This is a genomic window from Aeromonas sp. SG16, from assembly GCF_024436135.1.
GTDB classification, from domain to species: Bacteria; Pseudomonadota; Gammaproteobacteria; order Enterobacterales; family Aeromonadaceae; genus Aeromonas; species Aeromonas jandaei.
This window is the reverse complement of record NZ_JANFNW010000001.1, coordinates 178,549-199,968: the sequence shown is the minus strand read 5'-3', so window position 1 is coordinate 199,968 and position 21,420 is coordinate 178,549. Positions and strand designations below refer to the sequence as shown.

Here is a 21,420-nt window from a genome sequence, read left to right as displayed (position 1 = left end):
GACTGGCCGACTATGGGGAGATGCTAACGCTGGTGAGGCGAATATTCAACCGGCATCATTCGCATGATGCGATCGGTAGCATCCTGCCGCGCCTCAGGGGATAAATCCTCTGTCTCCAGCAACCGCAGCAGATCGGTGAGCTCGGCTTTCAGTTGGGCGGCGCTCATGCAGCACCGCCCACTTCCAGTGCGGTGATGATGACACCAACCGCCTCAGCCCCAGCCTCGTTATAGCGGAATGTCTCTACCTGCTTGGTCGAACTGCGGGACTTATCCAGAAAGAACTTCCCGTATCGCTCCGTTTTCAGGTTGTGCTCGTTGGCGATGCGACCAACCTTGTTGGCACTGATACCAAACCGCTCACCCACCTCTCCTGCAGTGTAGTAATGCTCGGTCATAACAGGGAGCGGGATGATGTCAGCGCCAACCACCGGGTTAACCAGTGATGCGGTAATGGTTTGGCGCGACACATCGCTAAGATGGGGAAGCAAATTGCAGATGGCCTGGGCATTCTTGATCTGCTGATCGAGCGCCTGGGCGCGCAACGTGGTGGCCTTGGCCAATCGCATGTCATCCAGCGCGGCCTTGGCTGCCTTGCTGCCAGAGAGCTCAACCGCCTTTTCGATATCGCCGTGGCGCAGGGCTTGAGCGGCTGCGTAGACCTGCACTTCATAACTGGCGTCGATCCAACCGGCGTACTTCATGGCAACCAGCTCTACAGCCCAAGTGCCTGGATTTTTGCCACCCTTAACAATCCTCAAAGGACTAATTAGTCCTTTGCCCTCAACCGCCTTGATAAAGTCCGCTTGATACCTGAGGAACTTGCTAGGGGATTGGTTCTCAGTCGCCTTGCCCAAAGCCATGGCAGCCTTATGCAGATCGTTGAGGCAATACATGCCATCAGCGTTCACTGCGATAGAATGGCTCTCGATAACGATGGCACTGACTTTCGTTTGTCTATCGGATTGATGTATAGTCATACGGTAGTCCTTAACGTAGTGGTTTGGGTTTACATCCTCGGCCTTAGCGGTTGCGCCCGCTGAGGCCGAACTCTTTCTGCTAGAACTTGAACTCATTCAGGTTTACCTCCCCCCGCTTTACCAGCGCATCCAGTACCGCCAGCCGAAACAAGACCTCCGTTGGCAGCGTTCTGAAATGTTGATTTGCATTTTTGCTGTATTCGTCAACCATCTCTGGCGTCATTCTTATCTGGACTGGTTTTTTCTTGGCATCAATCATGGATTCCCTCTGTTTATCTATTGTTCAAGCATTGCCAGAATAGCCCAGCAAACAAGCGCAAGCAAATACTTTGCGGCACAAAATACAAAAACCAACGCTTTGACTCACATCATGCACACGATAAATACTTACAACCATTGAAAAAATGCCGATAACTATCCCGTCGGCACACTAGGACTGGTTATGGCGATCGAGAAAAAATCCAAAAAAAATACGACCAGCGTCAACCTGTCGCTGAGGCTAGACCCCCGTTCCAAGTATCTGATCGACCTACTCGCAAGACATCAAAAGAGGACGATCACAGGCGTGATTGAGTGGGCGGTTGAGCGCGCAGGAGCTGAAGCTATCTTCGATATCGAGCGTGGCGAAAGCTTTTTAGAGGTAATTGATAGGTTATGGTCAACCGATGAGTCGGTTCGCCTTGCCAACCTAGCGCTGGCGCGCCCAGACCTGCTGGATTACGACGAACTCAGGATCTGGGAAACTATCAAAGCATCACCGGATCTTTGGAATGCCAGTGGCCAATTGCTGTATACAACTTTGCAAGAAGAATGGGATCGAATATTAGAACACGTCGAACAGCATCGACTAAGTCGCGCTGTGAAACCCTATTCGGTTTTATAAAATAGCCAAAGGCCGGGAGACCCCGGCCTTGTTGTGCCACGCCCTGACTTTACTGTTTGCCACCGCCCATTATCGCCTCGTAGGCTGACTGCTGGCGCTGTTTCTTGATGATGGATTGGTATTCACCATCAAGTTGCTCTGGTGTATATGTGGAGAAGTCAAACCCGCGACTCACCGCTGCGTCAATAAAGCTCTGCTTTCTCTTGTCATTGCCAGCCCAACCGCTTACTTGCTCAGGCAATTTGGGGGGCGCATCAGGTTCTGCGCTTGTGGTGCCTGACTTTTTACCACCGTCCACGTTGTAAATGCGGTCTATTTCTCTGGCGCCCTTTTCTCTGCTAGCAACGAACTCGGCGGCCAACGCTTTGGCATTGGTATCACCACTGGCCAATATTTTTGCCTCCCCCCTCTGGGTCTCATTGGCATACTGACTTCTAGCTTTCTGCCAACCTTTCAAGTCAGCTGGCTGGGCCAAACCAAGGCTCTGACCAACACGGTTTAGAGTTTCACGGTTTTGACCGGCCCCGCTCAGTTGCTGATACATATTACTGCGCTCGTACACCGTCTTTATCAGATCTCCCCATTTAGAGACTTTAACCGGATCACCAGGCTGCGTGCTGCGCCCCTCAGTCACCACGCTATCAGCAGTACTTCCGTCAGCATAAGTTACCTTCAGCCCATACATGACACCGCGCCCATCTTCAGTGGGAATAACATGCGTCAGCTCTTTATCAGCTATTTTCTTACCAGATGCGGCATCCACCTCGCCAATACCGCGCTTAACCTCCTGCTCAAGGATGGTATTTAATGGGCTAATTATTTCCGGCGAGTTGACGCGTTGCACAATGGCTCGCTGACCATCCTCATCTCCCCAACTCACTTTTCCAGAGTCGATATCCTTCATCAGACCAGAAATTTGCGGCACGATTTGCCGGGCTGCCTGAAGATGCTTGCCATCACTATATCTGTCGAAATTGAACCGGTAGAGGGCGCCCCCCTTCTGGAACTCCTTGTTCTTCATCAGGTCAACATACCCTGCTGGGTCTGTATCGCCTTTTAATCTCGCTTGGAATGCAGATTCAATCAATGGCAGGCTATCCTCAAGAAGCTTTTGGTTTGCCCTCTCACTCACCTGCCAGTCATGCTCTTGCTTGGCTCGACTCTCAGCAGCCTGAGCAAACCCCAAGTTTGCATTGCGGTAAGCCCGCAGGCCCTCCGCCTCTTGCTGCCTGAGGCCAAACTCCTGCCCCCACTGTTCCTTGGCTGTTTTCTGTTGTCCAACCATGTTGTCAAACTCGGCTTTCCGCAGGGAGAAGTTCCGATCAGAATCCTCCTTGTTCTGCTTCACCATTGCATCACGCAACCCCAGCTCTCGCTCTTGTCGGATCTGTTCCTGCTGTCCGCGCTGATAGCGGTCCATGGTGTTGAAGCCAGCCAGAAAGCCTTCCGCCAATCCTGATACACCCATACTCACCTCACCTTAAAACAAGCTGCTTGCCAGAAAGCCAACGCCGGCACCGATAAGAGCACCTACAGGGCCGCCAACAGAACCATAAGATGCGCCAATCATGGCGCCAGTAGCGGCCCCTGCGCCAGCTGCAGACATCTTCGCCTGCTTCTCCTGGGTCTTGAGCTGCTTATTGCCAAGCTCGAGCTCTTGCTCTCGATTGGCCGCATCGCGCAACCCTGCCATACCCTGCTGGCGCGTCTGGGCGCCAATATCAAGCAGTCCGTACCCCATCACATACCCCCACCTGTTTTGATTGCTTCACGCAGCCCAGCATCCGCACCGGTCAAGATCCCCATCTGGCGCGCCTGTTCCTGCTCACGCAAGCCGTTCTCTGTGCCGGCAGTCATCAATGCCATGCGCAACCCCTGACTGTTGTCTCCCGGGTTCTGCTGAGCATCAACCCCCATGCGAGCATTGCGGTTTGCCGTGGCCTGCTGGGCAGAGCGCAGCGCATTGGCGTTGTTCTCATCCACCCGGCCAAGCTGGTCACGCAGCAACTGGCCATTGGTGGCCAGCTCCATCAGTTCCTTCTGCTTGGGGTAGAATCGATTTTTCCAGTCTTGGTACTGGTCTCTGGTGATCTTTGCGTAAGTATCGGCAGCGTATCCCATGACTTCCCCTTAGTAGCCTTTACCCTGCAGCACTGACGCTGTGGGGCTGATCTTCTTGGTTGCTGCTGGAGCAGGAGATTTAAATTGGTTGAGGCCGTATGCAGTGCCAGCGCCAGCCACAGCACCAACCAACCCAGCTGTAGCCTGCTTGTCTGCAAATGAGTTCTGCGCGTCAAAGGCTGCTTTGCGCAAGCTGGTATTGGCCACGTCGCCCATGCCTGCAAGCGCCTCGGCCTTCTGTCCAGCTCCAATGCTAACCACATCCTTGAGGCCGGCCACGTACTTATCCTGCTGACTGGACTGGGCTCGATTGGTGGTGTCGGTCTGGCTCAGCGCCTGATCTGTCTCCAAGTCAGACATGGCGGTTTGATACTTGCCGCTGGTAGGGTCAATACCGCCAGCAGCCATGGAGTCGGCAAGCCCGGCGCGCGCCTCACCAAATGATTGAGCAGTACCAAGTGCCGCGGTTCCGGCCAGCTTGTCGTACTCCTTGCCACTATTGAGGTCATCAACCTTGTTTATGAAGATATTCTCATACTGCTTCAAGTCGGAGTTGTAGAGGTTCCACTGTTCCCGCGCCACATCAGCAGCAGCCCGCTGGGCCTCCGTCTCCTGGATCTCGTTGGACCCGCCACCCTTACCCATACCTCACCCCATCACAGGTTGATTTGAAACACATAAAGCCCGTCAGCATCATCAGGCTGACGCACCCACCCCATTCTCGGCGCCACCCTTAGCCACCCCTTGCGGGATGAGTGGAAGCGCAGCCAGCGGGCACCTATCAGGCGAGCAAGGCGCTTTACCTCCGGCAGGTGCCGCTCTGGCGCCCCGCCATCACCCCAGCCCACCCACACCAGCACTCCGGTAACGCTATTCTCAGCCAGCGGCTTGAGGACAAAGCCGTCATCACCACGCACAAACAAAAACGCCACCCTGTTACGGATGGCGTCTTGCAGTTCGACTGATAGCATTGCATTCCCGGTATCTCTAGCGATACGGTTGATATAGTCAATATGGTTAGCCAAATGTTTATCTGCCATTCTTGAACATCATCGCCACTACAACGCAAATTTATTCATGTGCATAACCGGTGATGCTTATACTGCTCCAATCAGGCATCGCAACTATTTCACAGCAAGCTGCAGATATATTCACGACGCAGTTATGTATTTATTACCCTGGTGTCATCTTTTTTGTATATAAACATGTCTGCTCTATGCGCTACGGCAGAGCCACCTTTGCTGTACGACTGAACCTCAACGTTCCTTGCGCCAGCACTGATAAGGAATGTCATAGCCTCACCAGGTGAAAGGTTTTGAACAACATTCCCGTCATTTATTACACGAAATGAGCCTTCACCTGTTGAGAAGCCAATTCGCGCTATCATCCTATTCATGTTTATCGGTTCGATAGAAAATCTGATATAAGGAACCCAGCCGAAAGTCCCCTCCGCAACACCGTGTACATTCACCATAACTACGGCAACGATATCTCCGACAATTCGCTCTGCGTATACCGTCCCCTTCACCACGCAGTCTTGTTCAATTGTGCAGTTACCTATGGTCATATTGCGAACATAGCCACCCTCTGCCCGCAGACGATTGGTATACACACTGCCGTCGGCATAAATCATGGTGTACCAACCCCAGCCCCATGCGGCATATGGCCCACCTTTACCGAAGCCAGCCGATCCGCCAGACATAAAGGCGTTACCCATATCTATCTGTCCGCCAGTGATAAGCGGAGCGCTGATGCTCACCCCGGCCTTGATATAGTCGGCGGTGATCTTCTCTGAATGGATAATCTGGATGGTCGCAGCCTTGATGACTGCCTCGCGGATGGCCACCTTGCCATCATCCGTAACGCCAAAGACGATCTCTTTTTCGTTTGGCTTGGCCGGGTTGTAGATAGCGAAATTGGTTGCTGATGCGACGATCTCATCGACATCCGGGCTGGTAGCCGCATGTAATCCATCCGTGCTGTGAAGCGGGCCAACCATGCCATTCTTGTTAACGAACCTGACCCAGTAGAATGCAGAGAACCCTTTACCAACAGCATCTGAGTAAACATTGGCGAGCGTTGTGCCTATGGCTACTGCACTTGATGGGTTATCGACCTCAGCGCGCAGGATCTCGGCATAGGAGTGCCCCTTGTATGCCGGGATGTCCCATGTCAGCGTAATGGTGTGGAATGCTCCATCAGCTGTTACCCCGGTTGGCGCCACGGGCTGCTGCACCCCAGACCATTCCGGGTCGGTAGGCTTGTCAGGAGGAAGCTCTGGCACAATCTGGCCAGACCCATTACGCCGCAAGTTAACCATCCCAAGTTCAGCGGCTTCACGCAACGTCAGGGCTTTATCGAGCCTATCCCCTTTCTGCCCAGTCAGGATCTGCATGTTCTCAGTCAGGCCCTGCTGGGTGTTGCTTGCTCGAAATGATGCGCCACTCATAATGCCGATACCTCCGAGACGCTACCACCAAGCATGATCCGCTCTACAGCAGCAGTTCCTGTTACCTCTACCTGCCAGCGCCGACCTCGTAGCGGAGGCAATCTGAACGAGGTTTCAGGAACAGACCCAGCGGTAAGCTCAAAAGTCTTAACGCCATCCAGCCACAGCGAAAAACCAACAGAGCCGAGCGATTCACCCATCAATCTTGCTACCCCAAGGCGAACACCAGGCGGCAAGACAAACTCCTTGGATCGCCAACGCATTGAGAGCGGATCGCTTCCTCCATGCCACTGGAACAGCTGGGTTCCCTTGGCAAGCATTAGCGCATCGAGCTGCATGTCTGGCACCGCAGCATCCCATCTCCCACTCAACCAGCGCAGATCGCCAGATTTCGGGTCGAACACAAAGCCATTGGCGTCGGTTAGGGCAACATATTTCCCCTCGCTGTACCAGGCTCGCAAGGTTTCTGGCTTCAACGCCTGCCACTGTTCCCGAGTGATGACCCCCTCGGTGACAAGGTGACCGCCATCAGCGCCAACACCTACCAGGCCATCTGGGGATGCATAGAGCACCAGACCATCCAGCGCTACCATGGAGCGAGCACTGACGCATGCCTGCTGCACTGATGACAGCTTTTGCCCAGTAATTGACGATGGCGACGCACCCTGAAACAGGTATGGATAACCATTGGTCCCCACTATCAAGGCCGTGTCGATAGCAGCGATCGCCACAATGTCGTGCTCCGTGGTCAGCTTGTACTTCTCCGGCCATGCATAAGGAAGGTATGGCTCAGAGAACAACACTGCATTGCCGACAAAGCCGGCACAGATGCCGTTAGCCATCTGGCAGATCCCGCGCATCTTCTCTGGCGGCATCGAATAGCCATAAGTTTCCAGCACCGGGCCAAGCTCCCCATCCTTTTTGCTGTCGCTATAGCTCACGGTGGCGATCGGCAAGTCTGCAACCAGCAGGTAGTCAGCAAGCCCTCCGCCAGAAACAGAACGGTATAGCCGGCGATGGGTGATGTTACTGTCGTTGGTTGGGGCTGGTGAGAGGCCAACAACAACCGTTGAGCCAGGTATTGTGATGGTGACCTTGCCGCTGGCCGGGCCTGGCGCCCCCTCCTCGCCGAGCCCAGTTACATAGGTCTCAACGTAGAAGCGTGTCTCATCGTCTGTTGGGTCGTCATCATTACTACCACTAGGTGGAGTTACCGACTGCATATTCGGAGGGGTTGCAGGAGCTGGAACGCCAAGGCGGTACCAGCTGGTAGGCTTGTTGTTTCCTGCTGTAGCTATGGCGTCATAGGTTAGCTTTGGGAACTCGCCATCGGTGAAGTAAACCCTGTTGTACTTGTCCTGCGCGATAGGAGAGCGCATCACATCAACCAGCTTGCCCCAAGCAAACCAGTGGTCTCCATAGTAGTGGAACAGCGTGACAGGAGTAATAGGAATTGAGATCCCGATCTGCCTATCTTGCATGAGTGGCGCGACAGAGCCGCGGTCAAAATGACAATCCTGTGCCAAGGTCGCAGCTTCATCAGGCAATAGATGCGACTCTACACGCGGCACCATACCTCGCATAGTCACGATGTCGATAAGCGGCATGATGATTTTCTCGAAAGGCAGAAATGAAAAAGCCCCACTCGGTAGAGCGGGGCCATTATTAGTAATATCCTAACTACGCCACATCATCATAGCAAGAGTAATTTTAACATGACGTTTTCTCTGTGCTGACAGAATGTGAAGCGCTATTAACGCGATACCATTCTGATAGCTAATTATTTATCTGCAAGCTATGATCATTTAACGAAAGTTTTGTTACAGTTCCGCATTTGCATCCCATGCAAAAACACCAAGAATTGTCTTTGCTGGAATGTTTCCTGCTGAAGTTGCTACACCTGCACCGTCAACCGTTACGGAATAGAAAGATGGGCCTGGAAAATTTGTCCCGCTGGGAGAAAAAGCAGTCATGATTGGAGCTGCACGTTTTGTAACCTTGAAAGCGATCCTTGGTAGCTGGTTTCCAGCTGTATCATAGTATGCGCTACCAACATAGTTTCCATTTTCAAAATAACGCTGACACATGGCCAGCTCTTGCTGAATGTTACGCACTTCAAACTGAGTGCTGGTTTCACCAAGCTCCAGCTGAACGTTGCGAGCTGATTGCGGAACTGTCACCGTCCAATTTCCGCTAGCTGGAGCGGTCAGTGTTGCCGCAGTGACGCCGGCCCCGCTTAGGCGGTATTTGGCACCAGTTATGAAGTTTCCCGCCTCAACAACCTGAGACATGCTTGTTGCGTCTGCTTTCTTCCAGCGGTCATATCCGTATGCACCAACCGCAAGGTTTGCCCAGTTTCCATCGAACCCGCGTTGGTTTATACGAGTCACCTCACCATTGATGAGAATATTTCGACTTGGCTTGGCGTCAAGTGCTGCCTGCAAGCCGCTGACGCCAGAAATAGGATGGGCGTTTACCTTTGCTTCATGGGATGTAACGGCAGAAGCAACTGCACCAGCAGGTTCAGCGCCAATTGTTTCGGCTGATGGTTTATTATTTGACGAATACTTATCTGCAAGAGCTTCAGTCAACCCTTGGACACCAGCAATAGAGTGTGCCCCATTTTTTGACGCGTGTTGATCTACAAGCTGCTGTGCAATTCCTGTTTTCTCTGCCCCAATTTTTTCAGGGGTTATTACAACCGCCCCTTTTTCGTTGTTGACGCTGTAAACATCATCTTTAGCGTCAACCTTGAAATAATATCCTGTTTTGGCTGTCGTATAGCGCAGCAGGTCGCCTACATCAAAAGCGACACCTGAAACTGAGCCGGCTACAGCTACATACCAAATAGTTGAATATTTCTTGCCTGCAACTGTTATTGGCAGTGGGTATACGCCAGTTGATAGGTCACACTCCCCACCATCAAGAACGGCACCAACAACGGCAGATGCTGCATTTTCAGCCCGAGTTGCAGCATCTTGAGCCGAGGCGTCATGGGTCGCAGCTGACGCAGCTTTCTGTGTGGCAGTATCGGCAGCCGCTACCGATATGTTCTTTGCCGACTGGGTGGAGGACGCATCATCTGAGACCTGTGCCGCCTTGGCTACCACCTCGCCATGTTTGGTTGATACGACATCAGCCTGAGCTGAAACCTGTGCAGCCTTGGCTACCACATCACTATGCTTGGCAGACACATCTGTTGCCTGACTTGCTACCTGAACAGCAAGCCCCCTTACATCTCTGGCGTCAGAGACGATGCTTTCCTTGGCTGAAACCGCTGTGCCAGACGCTGATACAGCTTCATCCCTTGCTGCTTTAGCTGCAGCAGAGTCCGCCTTGGCAGATTCTGCATTCTGGCCGGTGCTAACCCTATCTGCCGCAGTGAGGGCTGCTGCTGACTCGGCTCGCTGCGCTGCTGCTAATGCGCTATCAAGCATTGGCGGGGTGATATTGATGCCACCATCAACCAGGATGCTATACAGGTCTCCATCTACGCTGTTAGCTGAAACCTTGGCTGTGCCGAGGTAATCCATGTCTCCACAGCGATCATTCTGCGCATAGGCATCATACATTCCGGCAGCCAACTGGAAGCTATAAGCGCCTTGCTGATCACACTTATGGTTGACGGTTGAACCAAGCAGAACCTCATTGGTGCTGCTGATTGCCCTTAGTTCAATGATGGCACCGGGAACTGGTGAGTCTGACGGGTCTGTCATGGTGCCGAAAATGCGGATCATGGTTACCCCTGGTTGGTTTGAAACTTGTCGTCACGCAAAGCGATTACTGCGCGCTCCATCTGCAACTTGATGCCAAGGTACTGGGCAAATGCCTGGAGGTGGAGCTGACCTCGGGCTGAGTTGGCTGTATCGTCAGAGTCGCGCAGATAGGCGCGATAGATGATCCAGTCCATGCAGGGAGTGAGGAAGGTGTCATCCACCTGCAGAGCAACGCCAGACTCCACCTGCGCCACGTCAACCGGCGCAGGCAGGGCACTGAGTACCAGATCCACTTTGACGCCAGCAGCAACACCTGGGTACAGCCAGAATGTGCGCGGGTTGGTTGGCTCATGAAGGTAGGCTTCTGCCGCCGCAGCCCCAGTTCCTGTCATCCACTCAGGGTCAAGGTCGTCGAGTTCGCCTCGCTTATAGAACCTGATCTTGCGGCCACCAGTATTGCGCTCTACCTCGATGAGCTTTACAGCACCTGCAGGCATGGTTTGGCGCGTTCCGGCCACGCAGGTGAACTCCTGAGTTTGGGCGAACACGTCAGGCCGGTAATTGGCGATCGCCGCGATAGCGCTGTTGTAGTAGCTGACCAGGTCGGCAGCTGACCAGCTCACCCTGGTTTTATCGGTGAGCTCGATAGAGATCCGCTCAAGAAGCGCCTTGATGGTAGTCATCCTGAGACCCCTTAGAAGAATTGATGGCGACGCACAGGGTTGTGGATCTGGGCGTTCGGGGTTTGCTCAATTCTGAATCTATGAGCGTCACGCACCGCCTCATTGAAATGAGCCTTGTTCAGTTGCGCCAGTTCCGGACTCGCCCACGGCTTCCCTGGTTGCAACTGCAGGATTGCCGCAGCGCCGTCAGCCATAGCCTCGGCGTAATCCTCTACCAGCGCGGCCGGGATCAGCGTTGCGCTTGGCAGAGGCTCAATGGCCCCGATGATGCAGACATTCTGTAAGGCAACCAGAAACCGCACAGACTCCGCTGACTGGACGTGGTAGTCGGCGCCTGGCTGTAGAGGTACGCCTTGCGATGTGATGCGGTGGATTACGGATCCGGTTACCTGCGGCTCTCGCACATCCTGACGAGCCTGGCGATTGATGCTGCTCATCTTGGCAAAGCTCACCGTCTGCCCCTCGAGAACCTCGTCAAACTGACGCTCAAGGTGGATCAGCGCGCTACGCTTGCAGAAGTCGATTGCAGCTCGAATGATGGCCTGCCTGATAATGCTGTCGAGCGGGCCAGAAACCCGCTGGCGAACCAGCGGGATCAGGGTGTCCGGACTAACCAGACGGCTATCCAGCACCGGCACCATTACTCACCACCTTGACCGGCAGCCAGCTTGGCTTTCATGGCATCACGAACGCGAATGCGGAATTCACCAACGTTCTCTTTCGCACCTTGCTTCTCGATACCCAAATCCTCCCCTTCAACCAGGGTTGCCAGCTGGGCCGAGGTGAGCTTGGCCAGATCGACAGTGCCGACCACCATGCTCTGCTCTTCTGCAAGGCGTGCGGCTTCGGCAGCCAGACGCTCCTGCTCTTCCGCCTCCATCTTTGCGATGGTCTCCTGTCGCTCCAGCGTGCCGGCCAGCGCTTCTTTGCTGACCCAGACGGTGGGGAACTCCAGCAGCTGCATGGCGATGTGGCTCTCCACATCAACTGGCGTGTGGCGTGGGAACACCAGGCGGGATCCGGTCACTGTGTCTTTCTTGCTCGGCTTGTCGCCGATATAAACCACGGCAATTTTGTCGCTCACGGCAATATCTCCAATCCAGAAATGAAAAAGCCCGGCACTTGGCCGGGCATGGCGTGACTGGCAGCCTTACAGGTTGCCGATCACCTCATAGTGCAGCTTGAGCTTGACCGTGCCGGTCGCAGCACCACCGCCGACGGTGAGGGTGATCTCCTGCCCGACATCAGTCAGCAGGTCATCAACCGGGAAATACTTGGCCACTGCCGCCACTGTGCTCTCGGCGTTGATGATGACCGTCGATCCTACGGTGACGGTGAGGGTGGTACTGGCGCCCAGCGCGCCGCTGATGAGGGTGGCGCCAACCACTTTCAGGTTGGGCTCCACCTTGTCACCGAACGCGACTACATCACCGGACGGCACAGCCGCCAGCTTGGCCACCAAGGTCGGGGAGATAGAGAGGTTGCCGAACGAACCAACAAACCAGCGGTAAGCTCGGGCGAGCAGGGTAGTTTTGGCCATGATATGGCTCCTTATCTGGTCAGATATCAACAGGAGGGGGCACCAACCCCCTCGCTAGGGTGGGTGGATTAGCGGCCGACGGCGCTGACGGCGGTATCCAACACCATGCAACCATGGTCCTGAATGTTGCCGTTACGCTGCTTGAAGCGGATCTTCTGCAGGCCGGATACCCAGCTGATGGAGATCTCGGTGCTGTTGCCGTGGTCGGTTTTCTCTTCGTGCATGCCGAAGGAACCGCCCTGCTCGCCAGAGCCGAAGGCGTTAGCCAGCGCCTGACCGCCCAGCAGCACGGCGCGGTCGATGGTGGTGCCAGCAACCTTGTCCACTTCCACGCCGGTGGCGGAGTTGGCTGCGCACACCTTGACGGTGCTGCCCTGGTTGAAGCGGATCGGCATGCCCTTGTAGGGCTTGACCAGGATGCCGCGCCACATCGCACCTTCACCGCGGAAGATGGGATGGTTCCAGCCCTTGCTGCGCTCCATCGCGGATGCCAGCATTGCCTGCCAGTCCTTGCCTGAGCTGGAGGTATAGAAGTCGTGCCACTGGCGCGGGGTGACGTAGAGCACGTAAAGAGGCTCGCCACCGGACGGGTCGGAGACCATGCGGATCGGCTGGATGGGGTTGGCCATCTCCGACAGGAACAGCGACATGTTGTCAACGCAGCCGAGGTTGAAGCGGTCAGAGGCATCGATACCCTCAAAGCTGGTCGCATCGCCACCGAAGAAGTGACGCTCGTAGGTTGGCGCGGTCAGCGTGTTGATCATGATGTCGGCAAATTCCGGATCATCAGCCAGCGGCAGAATGATGTCGATAGCGGAATAATCGCCACGGGCGCCAGCCAACTGGGCAAAGCCGCGCTGATCAACCAGGCGACCATAGTAGCCATCACCAAGCAGCACGCGGGCAGTCTTGATCAGGTCATGCTTGGTGCGGGACTGACTCATCTTGCCGCCAGCATCCACGCCGTGACGGGTCTGGTTAACCTTGAGCGAGAAGTCAGCGAAGGACAGGGACTCGAGACGCCCATCCAGCTTCTTGTCACCCATGGTCGGGCGGCCAGAGAGCTGATGGAACAGCTGCATGTCAACGGAGTCGCCAGCCTGCTTGGCCAGGTCGGTGATGCGAACTACCGGAGCACCAGCGCTGGTCTGTTTGCCGCCGTTGACCTTGGCGCCCTTGGGTGCCTCTTCGGTCAGCATGTTCACAAACGAGTTGGAACGGTTGGCCGCGGTAAACAGGGCGGCCTGCAAAATCTTGTTGGCTTGCGCCGAGGTGACTTGGGTCATGATCCTCTCCTACATGAAAACAAAAACCCCGACACAGTGGTCGGGGTTGGTTGATATACACAGGGTTGTTGGTTAGAACCCGGATTGTTCCAGCAGGTCGTCAATCTGGGAATCTGTCATGGCGCCAAGCTCCCCGACCAGCTCGGTCTGGGACATGGAACCATAACGCTCAACACCGGTTGCCGGAGCCTGATGGGTTTGGCCGAGTGCTGACGGGCTGGACGGGATAAAGTCAGCAGGTTTCTCTGCCTCCTTGCTGGGTGCCTTGGCGGGAGGTGGCGCGGTGTCCACTTCATCACCAAAGGCCAGCTTGGTGCGGCGAGCTACCTCTGCGAATCGCTCCGCCAGCGGTTTGTTGCTCCACGCGGGGTCGGCCTGCAACTTGTCATCGATAGTGAGGGCCATATCGAAGCGGTCTTGGTCGCCATCACGCCATGCGGCCAGGTCAGGTACCGCCTGCAGTGCGGCCTGTACCGGGTTGGCGACTGGCTGAACCTGTTGTGGCGCGGCTTGCGGCTCCAGCTTTTGGAGCTTGCGGGCAATGGCAGCAATGGACTTTCCGAGATCCGGGTAGTCCTGCGCCAGTTGCTCCAGCTCTTCCTGGCTGATGTCGTCAGGGTCAACCGATGGGTCGATCCCGTTCTTCTCCAGCAGCGCCTGCAACTTATCCCGCTCCGCCTGGACCTGCTGCGCCTGAACCAGCTGCTCACGCAGTTGCTTGGTCTCGTTGCGCGCCTGCTCCAGCACTTCATACGGGATGGTGTGTTGACCGTTCTTGGCCATAACGACCTTTTCAGGTGCGCTGGCCTGTTCCTCAACCTGAGCGGCTGCGGCTTGTTCGTTACCGGCTGCCACTTCGCCCGCCGACGGCGCGGGTTCTACGTCCGTTTGCTTGGTGTCAGTGCCATTGTCCAGTTCGGCATCGGGCTCGCGCTCGATATCGGCCAGCATGGCTTCCAGTTCGTCCAGGCTTTCAGTTCCGGTCAGGTTATCGATGGTTTTATTCATGGTCGTCCTCGTGGGTTTTCAGTGGGTGGTATCGCTGCCCAAGCGGGGGAAGGCTCTCGGTGAAAGCACTCCCCGGCTGAGGCTGGGCATAAAAAAGCCCGCACAAGGCGGGCAAAGGCTGTCGTCTATCGCTAGGGATTCGTTGCTGCTGCAATGCGCTCATTCAGCACGGCCAGATATTCACGCATCGCAACCAACTGTCGCTTCATGAGGCTCTGCTCCTGATGAGGAAGCCGCTTGAATGTTTCGCTCGGAATAAAGGTTTCCAGCTTGCCGGTGCGCTCGGCCAGTTGCTCTTGCTCCTGGTGCATACGCTCAATGTGGCTGGGTTTTGGGCTTCCGCCATCAACACCGCGAATCTCATCCAAGCTAATGGTGCCGGACACCATGCAATCACCGCCAAACACCATTACCGGTTTACCTAGGTAATGCTTGAGTCGATATCCTTCCAGCTTCCACAGCTCTTGGCGGGCCTTGGCTTCGGCATCCTTGATGGCGTACTTGGCGCCAAGCTCTGCATTGAAGTTGGCCGGGTCGGCGCAGGCGGTCATGCCGATGGCAAGGGTGAAGCCGTTGGCAGCAATGGCGGTGGCCAGTGTGGTTGTGGTGCCAGGAACAACCTGCACCTCATAGCGAACACCACCCATCAGCGCCTCGATCTGGTCAGGTGTAACGCGCGGCGCGGTCAGTCCGAGCACCTCAATATCTCGCTCCATCTCGGCATCAATCTGCTGGCGGTCAGTCATGGCCTGCTCCAAATAAAAAACCCGGCTCAATGGCCGGGTCTGGAAATGAAAAGGCCCAATCTCGAAAGACTGGGCCATGATGGAGAAATCCTAACGCTGGGCGATTAGGAAAGCAACTATCAGAGTGCGATCGCGTCAATCTGCTGCTGAATGGTGTCCAGCAGCTGGGCGCGCAGTGCGGCTTGCTCGGTCTGCATCGCCTGCTGCTGGGTTGCCAGCTGCTCCATCTCCTGCAGCGTCTTACCGGTCTGTGCCTGCTTGAGGGCGTCCTCGAAGCGGATAGAGTCGGTCAGCTTGGTGATGCGCTGAGCCTCTGCCTGCCACTTGGCGGCCTTGCCTTCCAGCTCTGCCAGCTTGGCCTGAACCTCCTGCATAGCCATCTGCTGCTGCATCTGGGCCATCTGTGCCTGCTGCTCTGCGGCGGCGCGCTCCTCATCGCTCATCTCGTCAGGGTCCTTCTGGATGTTCAGGGCGTTGCGGATCCGCTCCACAAACTCCGCCTTGCGCGGCACATCCATCAGCTCGACCAGCAGATCAAAGCATGCCGCTGCAGCCTGCGGCGGCAACTGGGACATGGCTTGCGTCATCCGCTCGGCCAGCTGCTGCTTGTAGGCGGCAGTCTGCTGGATTGGCGCCAGGGCAATATGGGCTCGCAACCGGGTCACGTCGTTGGTCAGCTTGCCGTCTTCCTGCTCCACGTTGATCACCACCGCCTTGCGTCGGCGCGGGTCGTCACGGTTGACGGTCACCTTGTAGTTGCGCTTGCTGGCCATATCCTCCAGCAGATAGGCCAGAGCCAGCTGCCCTACCTGCTGGCACCCCATCCGGTAGTTGTCGTTGATCTCCGACAGGGTTGTCGCCCCCTGCTCCACCAGATTACTGATGGCAACGCCAGATTGGCCAGTCGATCCCTGCCCCAAGAAGGCGGCATAAACCCCCATCGTATCCTGAATGAGCTTCACCGAGTCCTGCATCACCTGGAACTGCTGGGCGGCCACGTTGAAATCCTGCTCCACCTTGAAGGCGTCGCTCACGCTGGTCTTGTTGACTCGGTCTTGATTGAGCTCGATATAGCCATCCGGGCGCTCTACCTGCTCCAGCACCTGATCCCGGCTCATGTTGGTGGCGTCCTTGTCCATGATGACGCGCTTGGCCTGTAGCAAGAAGGTAAGTTTGATACGGCGCAGGTTAACCTCATCCTGTGCCGGCATCGCCCTGGCAATCAAGCCATATGGCTCTCCGGTGCGGTCCTTGCGGTAGCCCCAGAACGGCACAAGCGGGTACATGTTGTGCGGAGCAGAACAAGGGCGATCGACAAGGTGATGAGGGCCAACAAACCACGACTCACGGATCACGGCCACAGGGCGGCGATCCAGTCTTGCTCTGCCAATGGAGATGGCGGCGATATGCAGCTGATTGGTCTTGTCGAACTCCAGCGCCCGCCCGGAGTCGAGCAGAAGAACCTCGCGCAGGTCGTAGGTGCGGTAGTAAACCACCTGCAGCAGGACACGATCCCGCTCACGGCTGCACCATTCGACCTCCTTGCCACTGAAATGGCTCCATTCGTCGTAAGCGCTGACCAGATTGGGATCCATCCCTTCGATTGAGGTCAGGCTAACCATCCCGTTCCAATCGTTAACCCCCCACTCCAGAGCCTCAGCCTTGCTCGGGAACATGGTCTTTGCCTCATCCAGATCGACCCAGCGCCGGCGCATCAGCCAGCGGCAGTCGCTCAGGTCTGACTCACGGCTATGCCAATCCCAATACACCTCGTCACGGTGTACGCTGCTGAACTTGTAGCGCGGGCCGAACGGGTCATCACGGCGGCACACCTCCACCCAGCCAACGCCAGTTTTAATCTGGCCGCCATATGCGTCGCCACGAGCGCGATCAAGACCGCCCAGTCGGCACATGTCTGAATACTCGGCATTCACGGCTTCGGCCAACTGCTCGAGCTCGTCATCGTGGTCATCAGCGACAACCATCAGATCGGTACGGCTCTTGGCCTCCATGCCCAGCACGCCGTCGATAGTCGGGGCGATCAGGTTGTGGACGGTGATTGGCTGGCCGCGCTCCTTGAGCGCCTTAACCACCTCGGGCGGCAGCTGATCGTTGTCGTAGTAGGCGCAGGCCCGATTGGCGAGGCTTCGCCAGTCAGGTTGGCCATTGATATCGCTCATCAGCTTGAGCAGTTGCTGGGTGTCGAGGCCGCCTTTCTTGGGGGCCTTTGGTTGGGCGTTGATCATCAGTTGGCCATCCAGTGCTTGGGTTTACGGGAGGATTCGTGTTTGACGACGCGGGCTGGCATGCGGGCGCGCATCTCTTGGGTAATCATGTAGCTCATCAGCTGGTCGTCGTAGCAGCCGTCTTGGGCGTTCATGCTGCCGCTCTTGTCGTAGACATAGGTGGTTGCTTCGTGAATGGTGCCTATCCAGCGGATCCCTGACTGCCCGGCTCGCAGCAGGGCCTTGAGGCCATCCACCACGATCGGCTTGGATTGGCGGGTGGTAAGCCAGCCGAGGCGCAGGGTCTCATCGTCCCGATCCCGGTCGATATACTCCTGGGTGTAGATGCGTCGGGTAGGATAGAGCTCGCGCAGCTTGAGCAATACGGCGTGGCCGTGGTTGTTACGCTCTGGGCCGATATAGGCGGGGCCATGCTCTGCGGTGCCGTAGAACTTACCTACGTGGGCCAGCAGCTGGGCAAAGAGACCGGGATCCAGATGGCCGAACCAGTGGGCCACCTGACGCCCGTCACTCTTGGCGATCACGTCAAAGCTGGAGCGGTCGCCGTGCTCGAGACCTTCCGCCACGTCGGCGCCAATGGCGTAATCCTCATCGGGATCTGGCAACTCCCACACCAGCAGCATGTTTTCGAGGGAGCGCTGGCCCCGCTCGTCCAGTTTGTCCGGCTTGCGGGCCTTCTCGCGCCGGCCGGTTACCGGGTCCATGTCGTAGACGATGAGAGGTGGCATGCAGTCGCCCTCTGCATCCATGGTGGCGACGGGGTCGAATACCCTACGGCCAGAGGTCAGGAACGCTTCCAACGGCGTGCTGGGGAACTCCTGCTTCATCTCTGCGCCCAAGGTGGACTCTTTCAGCACGTACCACTGACGCTGCTCGTCGCTGATGGTGCAGTTCATCGCCTTCTCAACAGCGGCGAAGTATTCAAGCTGGGCCTTGCTGGCCACCACCCCTGACGCCGGAACGTCGGCTCGATACTTGGGGTCCTGCCACCAGGCGAAGAAGTGGAACTTCCAATCCAGCTTACTGAGCTCTCCGGATGCCATGGCCAGCTCGAGCGACTTCATGCTCATGGCATGGAAGTCGCCACCCACACCTTCGGCAGTGGATTCAATAAAGGCCACTGCGCCCGGGTGAATCGCCTGCAGGGTACCGGTTCGCACCTCCTTGGCCTTCTCAGGGTACTTGGCGCAGATCTTGCCGTGCTCGGACACATGTAAGCGCTGGACGGTACCGGAGCGGAAAGAGGTGGCCACCTGAATGCTGGAGCCGTGCCGGAACAGGATATGACCGCCATTGGCCCCGCCGCGCCGGGTCACCACCTTGAACTGGGCCTTGAGCCAGCCGGGCAAGTTATCGAACGGCACCTCAATCTTGGTGCGGTATATCTCGCCGGCCGCCGTCAGATCCTGAGCGATGATCCCGCACTTGAGGTTCTTGTTGAACAGCGCCTCATCAAGCAGGTAGATATCGATGGCGGTGGAGAACCCGAGCTGACGGGCCTTGAGGATGATGTTCAGCCACCACATGGTCTTGAACAGCAGCTCTTGCGCCGGGCGCAGCCGGAAGCGCACCAACTGGCCCTGCTCGTTCTCGATCATGTAGAGGTTGTTCATCCGCCACCACTTATCGCTTAGCTTTGCGCGGATGTAGGCCATCTGCTCCCGCTCTGTCATGGCTGAGATGTCGAGTTCGGTCATTGGTGGGCCTCAGGCAATAAAAAACCCGCCGAAGCGGGTTGGTGTTTGGATGCTGTGGTTATGCTCGTTCGCGCCATGCTGCAGTGATATGGCCAATCTCATCCCTGGCTGCAGCGCGCTGCTTTACGTTATCAGCCAACATCGCCACATGGATGGGGTCGGCAATCATGGCCCCCATCTCGACCAGCACGCCGTTGCGGTAAAGGCGGCATGGCTCAATGAGGATGCGATCATGGGTAACTGTGGCGGCATAATCAGGCTCGTTGTCACTGCCAATCAGTCGCAATTCCACCATGACAGGCGGCAGCTCGTACCACACCTCGCATCCCTCGCGGCCTGAATCGATGGCGTCGCACACCTCTCTTGGCAACTGGTAGTCAGCGATGTAAACAGCCTTCCCCATCTCGTCCTTGCGGTAAATTCTCATTACATCCCCCAGCTGATAGCGACGGCATATTTTATCACGACATCAACCCTCCAGTCCCCATGTCGTGCAGCTCTGAAACCATCTCGCTAACTGGGGTGGTATCACTGCCGCCATCCTTCTCCAGCCGATCGGCTTCTGCCGTCAGCTTGCGGGTGGCCGCCTCGATGCGCTTGGTATCAGCCTCAATCTTGGGGCCGGTCACCGCATCAATTCGCAAGGTGCTCAGGGTTCGCTCGATGGACTCAATTCTGGTGATGTTGCGATCCAGCGCCTGCTCGGCTTTCAGGATCTTGTCATAGAGCGCTATCCGGTCGGTCATCTCGGTGGCGTCCAGCAAGTCCTGCTGCAGATTCTTCAAGGTCTTGGTGACGGAGATAACGCGAGCCCGGGTGAATATCAGCTCATCCCGCAACCTCAACTCCTCGGCTTGGTCGAACAACTCATCGGCCTCGAGGAACTGGGCGTAACCGCCGTGGGTCTTGGCTATCTGCATACCTGGCTTGATGTTGGCTGGCGGGTTCGGGTTGCCTGAATTACCTACTGACTCTTTGTGCCCAAGAGTAAAGCGGCCGCTGCCATCCCTGCCGCCCCCCATCTTGTTTTTGGGTTCCTGACCGGAATCGGCCGAGGTGTGTGGGGATGAAGATGACTTTTCCCCTCTTCCCTCTCCTCTATTGGCCTTGCCTTCATTCCCCTTGGGTTGCGCACTTTGCGCAGATTGCGCAGTTTTGCGCACTTCGGATTGCGCAGATTGCGCAGCTACGCGAGATTTTTCAGGTTGTGCGGAGGATTGCCCCCGAGATTTCAAATAGCGACGCGCCGAGTTGTAGTTCAGGCCGCGGCTGTCACACCAGTCTTTTGCACTGATGCCGGTCGCTTCGTGCTCCTGCAGGAATTCTGCATTGAGCTGTGCCCAGTCGGTCTTTGCCATTTAGAGAGATAGCTCGCCTTCGACAACGGTGTCGCCGGGTACGGGCTGATGGGTTGCAGGTACCACTACGGAGACGCCGGTATTGAGAACAACCAGGGCATGACTGCCGTCATACTCCTTCACATGAGTGATCACCCCGGTCACGGTAATGCCATTAACCACTGCATCGCTCCAATGCATCGAGATAGTCCAGTAGGTCGGCCGTTGATTCCCCAGAAAGACAAACCCCGCCGTTATTGGCGGGGCTCCATGTCAGCCTGGGAGTTGGTGGCGGGCAGTTCGCTGGTTGGCTTGGCGTCGTCTGGCAGCTGGCCAGAAGCAGCGCCGAAGCGATCAGCAAAGCGCCCTTGTGGGTCACTATGGTTTTGGTCATAGCTTTCCTGCACCTCCCTTGCCCGTTCCTGCTTAAGCCAACGGCCCAGAAGGGCCGTTAGAATGTCGAGCAGTTGGAGCAAGCTGTTCATGTTATTGCTTCCGGGCTTTGTCGGCCGGCAGGTTCAGGGCCAGCTTGTCCAGGATCTTGGCGAGACCGACCAAGAAGGCATCAACCTTCCCGATAATCTCGTCATCTCGGGTGGACGGGGTGACGGCCGCAATCTTGGCCAGACCCTGCACAACAAGGGACGCGCCCCCTACCACGGCCATCAGGATTACAAGCCAGTGAAACACCAACTCTACGATGTTATCCATCGCACTCTCCTCTCTGCT

25 protein-coding genes are annotated in these 21,420 nt (G+C 56.4%); 1 reads left to right on the top strand and 24 read right to left on the bottom strand.

Going from position 1 to position 21,420, the window contains the following annotated elements:
- Positions 1 to 23: 23 nt before the first annotated feature.
- The 3 genes from NOM67_RS00995 to NOM67_RS00985 all read right to left on the bottom strand — a co-directional run bounded on the left by NOM67_RS00995 (position 24) and on the right by NOM67_RS00985 (position 1,238).
- A complete protein-coding gene (locus tag NOM67_RS00995) occupies positions 24 to 167 on the bottom strand; it encodes a hypothetical protein (RefSeq protein ID WP_255933183.1) in 144 nt (47 codons plus the stop codon).
- Entirely contained in the window at positions 164 to 979 is an 816-nt protein-coding gene (locus NOM67_RS00990) for a KilA-N domain-containing protein (RefSeq protein WP_255933182.1), read from the bottom strand. The genes NOM67_RS00995 and NOM67_RS00990 overlap by 4 nt, the downstream gene beginning before the upstream one ends.
- Positions 980 to 1,058: 79 nt before the next feature.
- Positions 1,059 to 1,238, bottom strand: a complete 180-nt coding sequence (locus NOM67_RS00985; RefSeq protein WP_255933181.1) for a hypothetical protein — start codon at positions 1,236 to 1,238, stop codon at positions 1,059 to 1,061.
- Positions 1,239 to 1,421: 183 nt separating this feature from the next.
- On the opposite strand from NOM67_RS00985, the gene NOM67_RS00980 reads away from it, so the two are divergent.
- Complete coding sequence (locus NOM67_RS00980) at positions 1,422 to 1,862, top strand: hypothetical protein (RefSeq protein WP_255933180.1); 441 nt, start codon at positions 1,422 to 1,424, stop codon at positions 1,860 to 1,862.
- Positions 1,863 to 1,911: 49 nt separating this feature from the next.
- Here NOM67_RS00980 and NOM67_RS00975 read toward each other — a convergent pair whose 3' ends face one another.
- The 21 genes from NOM67_RS00975 to NOM67_RS00870 all read right to left on the bottom strand — a co-directional run bounded on the left by NOM67_RS00975 (position 1,912) and on the right by NOM67_RS00870 (position 21,402).
- Entirely contained in the window at positions 1,912 to 3,330 is a 1,419-nt protein-coding gene (locus tag NOM67_RS00975) for a hypothetical protein (RefSeq protein ID WP_255933179.1), read from the bottom strand.
- A gap of 12 nt (positions 3,331 to 3,342) precedes the next feature.
- Positions 3,343 to 3,603: a bacteriocin gene (locus NOM67_RS00970; protein WP_042031411.1), complete on the bottom strand. Its 261-nt coding sequence runs from the start codon at positions 3,601 to 3,603 to the stop codon at positions 3,343 to 3,345.
- Positions 3,603 to 3,983 carry a hypothetical protein gene (locus NOM67_RS00965; RefSeq protein WP_255933178.1) on the bottom strand — a complete coding sequence of 127 codons (381 nt, stop codon included), beginning with the start codon at positions 3,981 to 3,983 and terminating at the stop codon, positions 3,603 to 3,605. Before NOM67_RS00965 ends, NOM67_RS00970 begins: the two co-directional genes overlap by 1 nt.
- A 9-nt stretch (positions 3,984 to 3,992) precedes the next feature.
- Positions 3,993 to 4,628: a hypothetical protein gene (locus NOM67_RS00960; RefSeq protein ID WP_255933177.1), complete on the bottom strand. Its 636-nt coding sequence runs from the start codon at positions 4,626 to 4,628 to the stop codon at positions 3,993 to 3,995.
- 11 nt (positions 4,629 to 4,639) lie between these two features.
- A complete protein-coding gene (locus NOM67_RS00955; protein WP_255933175.1) occupies positions 4,640 to 4,954 on the bottom strand; it encodes a hypothetical protein in 315 nt (104 codons plus the stop codon).
- Positions 4,955 to 5,145: 191 nt separating this feature from the next.
- A complete protein-coding gene (locus tag NOM67_RS00950) occupies positions 5,146 to 6,432 on the bottom strand; it encodes a DUF3672 domain-containing protein (RefSeq protein ID WP_255933173.1) in 1,287 nt (428 codons plus the stop codon).
- A 1,820-nt stretch (positions 6,433 to 8,252) separates the two neighbouring features.
- Positions 8,253 to 10,169, bottom strand: coding sequence for a prophage tail fiber N-terminal domain-containing protein (locus NOM67_RS00940; RefSeq protein ID WP_255933170.1), 1,917 nt, complete (start codon positions 10,167 to 10,169; stop codon positions 8,253 to 8,255).
- Positions 10,170 to 10,171: 2 nt separating this feature from the next.
- On the bottom strand, positions 10,172 to 10,831 hold the full coding sequence (locus NOM67_RS00935) for a DUF6682 family protein (RefSeq protein WP_255933169.1): 660 nt from the start codon (positions 10,829 to 10,831) through the stop codon (positions 10,172 to 10,174).
- A gap of 11 nt (positions 10,832 to 10,842) precedes the next feature.
- On the bottom strand, positions 10,843 to 11,472 hold the full coding sequence (locus NOM67_RS00930) for a hypothetical protein (RefSeq protein WP_255933167.1): 630 nt from the start codon (positions 11,470 to 11,472) through the stop codon (positions 10,843 to 10,845).
- On the bottom strand, positions 11,472 to 11,915 hold the full coding sequence (locus NOM67_RS00925) for a hypothetical protein (RefSeq protein WP_255933166.1): 444 nt from the start codon (positions 11,913 to 11,915) through the stop codon (positions 11,472 to 11,474). Before NOM67_RS00925 ends, NOM67_RS00930 begins: the two co-directional genes overlap by 1 nt.
- 66 nt (positions 11,916 to 11,981) lie before the next feature.
- Positions 11,982 to 12,371, bottom strand: a complete 390-nt coding sequence (locus NOM67_RS00920) for a hypothetical protein (protein WP_255933165.1) — start codon at positions 12,369 to 12,371, stop codon at positions 11,982 to 11,984.
- A gap of 68 nt (positions 12,372 to 12,439) precedes the next feature.
- A complete protein-coding gene (locus NOM67_RS00915; RefSeq protein ID WP_255933164.1) occupies positions 12,440 to 13,657 on the bottom strand; it encodes a DUF4043 family protein in 1,218 nt (405 codons plus the stop codon).
- A gap of 72 nt (positions 13,658 to 13,729) precedes the next feature.
- The gene (locus NOM67_RS00910; protein WP_255933163.1) at positions 13,730 to 14,665 is read right to left on the bottom strand and encodes a hypothetical protein; all 936 of its coding nucleotides are present in this window, start codon (positions 14,663 to 14,665) and stop codon (positions 13,730 to 13,732) included.
- A 131-nt stretch (positions 14,666 to 14,796) separates the two neighbouring features.
- Complete coding sequence (locus tag NOM67_RS00905; protein WP_255933162.1) at positions 14,797 to 15,489, bottom strand: Gp49 family protein; 693 nt, start codon at positions 15,487 to 15,489, stop codon at positions 14,797 to 14,799.
- A 41-nt stretch (positions 15,490 to 15,530) separates the two neighbouring features.
- Positions 15,531 to 17,657: a portal protein gene (locus tag NOM67_RS00900; RefSeq protein WP_255933161.1), complete on the bottom strand. Its 2,127-nt coding sequence runs from the start codon at positions 17,655 to 17,657 to the stop codon at positions 15,531 to 15,533.
- On the bottom strand, positions 17,657 to 19,354 hold the full coding sequence (locus tag NOM67_RS00895) for a terminase (protein WP_255933160.1): 1,698 nt from the start codon (positions 19,352 to 19,354) through the stop codon (positions 17,657 to 17,659). Before NOM67_RS00895 ends, NOM67_RS00900 begins: the two co-directional genes overlap by 1 nt.
- Before the next feature lie 58 nt (positions 19,355 to 19,412).
- Positions 19,413 to 19,781 carry a hypothetical protein gene (locus tag NOM67_RS00890; protein ID WP_255933159.1) on the bottom strand — a complete coding sequence of 123 codons (369 nt, stop codon included), beginning with the start codon at positions 19,779 to 19,781 and terminating at the stop codon, positions 19,413 to 19,415.
- Positions 19,782 to 19,815: 34 nt separating this feature from the next.
- On the bottom strand, positions 19,816 to 20,712 hold the full coding sequence (locus tag NOM67_RS00885) for a terminase (RefSeq protein ID WP_255933157.1): 897 nt from the start codon (positions 20,710 to 20,712) through the stop codon (positions 19,816 to 19,818).
- On the bottom strand, positions 20,713 to 20,892 hold the full coding sequence (locus NOM67_RS00880) for a hypothetical protein (RefSeq protein ID WP_225628359.1): 180 nt from the start codon (positions 20,890 to 20,892) through the stop codon (positions 20,713 to 20,715).
- A gap of 53 nt (positions 20,893 to 20,945) precedes the next feature.
- Positions 20,946 to 21,176, bottom strand: coding sequence for a hypothetical protein (locus NOM67_RS00875; protein WP_255933153.1), 231 nt, complete (start codon positions 21,174 to 21,176; stop codon positions 20,946 to 20,948).
- Between the two features lies 1 nt (position 21,177).
- Positions 21,178 to 21,402, bottom strand: a complete 225-nt coding sequence (locus NOM67_RS00870) for a hypothetical protein (RefSeq protein ID WP_255933152.1) — start codon at positions 21,400 to 21,402, stop codon at positions 21,178 to 21,180.
- Positions 21,403 to 21,420 lie beyond the last annotated feature (18 nt).

Excerpts from the sequence above, each read along its gene's own strand:
- NOM67_RS00910 (WP_255933163.1), bottom strand. The coding sequence starts at position 14,665 with ATGAATAAAACCATCGATAACCTGACCGGAACTGAAAGCCTGGACGAA.
- NOM67_RS00990 (WP_255933182.1), bottom strand. The coding sequence starts at position 979 with ATGACTATACATCAATCCGATAGACAAACGAAAGTCAGTGCCATCGTT.
- NOM67_RS00940 (WP_255933170.1), bottom strand. The coding sequence starts at position 10,169 with ATGATCCGCATTTTCGGCACCATGACAGACCCGTCAGACTCACCAGTT.
- NOM67_RS00870 (WP_255933152.1), bottom strand. The coding sequence starts at position 21,402 with ATGGATAACATCGTAGAGTTGGTGTTTCACTGGCTTGTAATCCTGATG.
- NOM67_RS00920 (WP_255933165.1), bottom strand. The coding sequence starts at position 12,371 with ATGGCCAAAACTACCCTGCTCGCCCGAGCTTACCGCTGGTTTGTTGGT.
- NOM67_RS00915 (WP_255933164.1), bottom strand. The coding sequence starts at position 13,657 with ATGACCCAAGTCACCTCGGCGCAAGCCAACAAGATTTTGCAGGCCGCC.
- NOM67_RS00980 (WP_255933180.1), top strand. The coding sequence starts at position 1,422 with ATGGCGATCGAGAAAAAATCCAAAAAAAATACGACCAGCGTCAACCTG.
- NOM67_RS00880 (WP_225628359.1), bottom strand. The coding sequence starts at position 20,892 with ATGCATTGGAGCGATGCAGTGGTTAATGGCATTACCGTGACCGGGGTG.
- NOM67_RS00995 (WP_255933183.1), bottom strand. The coding sequence starts at position 167 with ATGAGCGCCGCCCAACTGAAAGCCGAGCTCACCGATCTGCTGCGGTTG.
- NOM67_RS00875 (WP_255933153.1), bottom strand. The coding sequence starts at position 21,176 with ATGAACAGCTTGCTCCAACTGCTCGACATTCTAACGGCCCTTCTGGGC.
- NOM67_RS00930 (WP_255933167.1), bottom strand. The coding sequence starts at position 11,472 with ATGGTGCCGGTGCTGGATAGCCGTCTGGTTAGTCCGGACACCCTGATC.
- NOM67_RS00970 (WP_042031411.1), bottom strand. The coding sequence starts at position 3,603 with ATGGGGTACGGACTGCTTGATATTGGCGCCCAGACGCGCCAGCAGGGT.
- NOM67_RS00900 (WP_255933161.1), bottom strand. The coding sequence starts at position 17,657 with ATGATCAACGCCCAACCAAAGGCCCCCAAGAAAGGCGGCCTCGACACC.
- NOM67_RS00960 (WP_255933177.1), bottom strand. The coding sequence starts at position 4,628 with ATGGGTAAGGGTGGCGGGTCCAACGAGATCCAGGAGACGGAGGCCCAG.
- NOM67_RS00895 (WP_255933160.1), bottom strand. The coding sequence starts at position 19,354 with ATGACCGAACTCGACATCTCAGCCATGACAGAGCGGGAGCAGATGGCC.
- NOM67_RS00890 (WP_255933159.1), bottom strand. The coding sequence starts at position 19,781 with ATGAGAATTTACCGCAAGGACGAGATGGGGAAGGCTGTTTACATCGCT.
- NOM67_RS00985 (WP_255933181.1), bottom strand. The coding sequence starts at position 1,238 with ATGATTGATGCCAAGAAAAAACCAGTCCAGATAAGAATGACGCCAGAG.
- NOM67_RS00905 (WP_255933162.1), bottom strand. The coding sequence starts at position 15,489 with ATGGCCCAGTCTTTCGAGATTGGGCCTTTTCATTTCCAGACCCGGCCA.
- NOM67_RS00975 (WP_255933179.1), bottom strand. The coding sequence starts at position 3,330 with ATGGGTGTATCAGGATTGGCGGAAGGCTTTCTGGCTGGCTTCAACACC.
- NOM67_RS00950 (WP_255933173.1), bottom strand. The coding sequence starts at position 6,432 with ATGAGTGGCGCATCATTTCGAGCAAGCAACACCCAGCAGGGCCTGACT.
- NOM67_RS00965 (WP_255933178.1), bottom strand. The coding sequence starts at position 3,983 with ATGGGATACGCTGCCGATACTTACGCAAAGATCACCAGAGACCAGTAC.
- NOM67_RS00935 (WP_255933169.1), bottom strand. The coding sequence starts at position 10,831 with ATGACTACCATCAAGGCGCTTCTTGAGCGGATCTCTATCGAGCTCACC.
- NOM67_RS00885 (WP_255933157.1), bottom strand. The coding sequence starts at position 20,712 with ATGGCAAAGACCGACTGGGCACAGCTCAATGCAGAATTCCTGCAGGAG.
- NOM67_RS00955 (WP_255933175.1), bottom strand. The coding sequence starts at position 4,954 with ATGCTATCAGTCGAACTGCAAGACGCCATCCGTAACAGGGTGGCGTTT.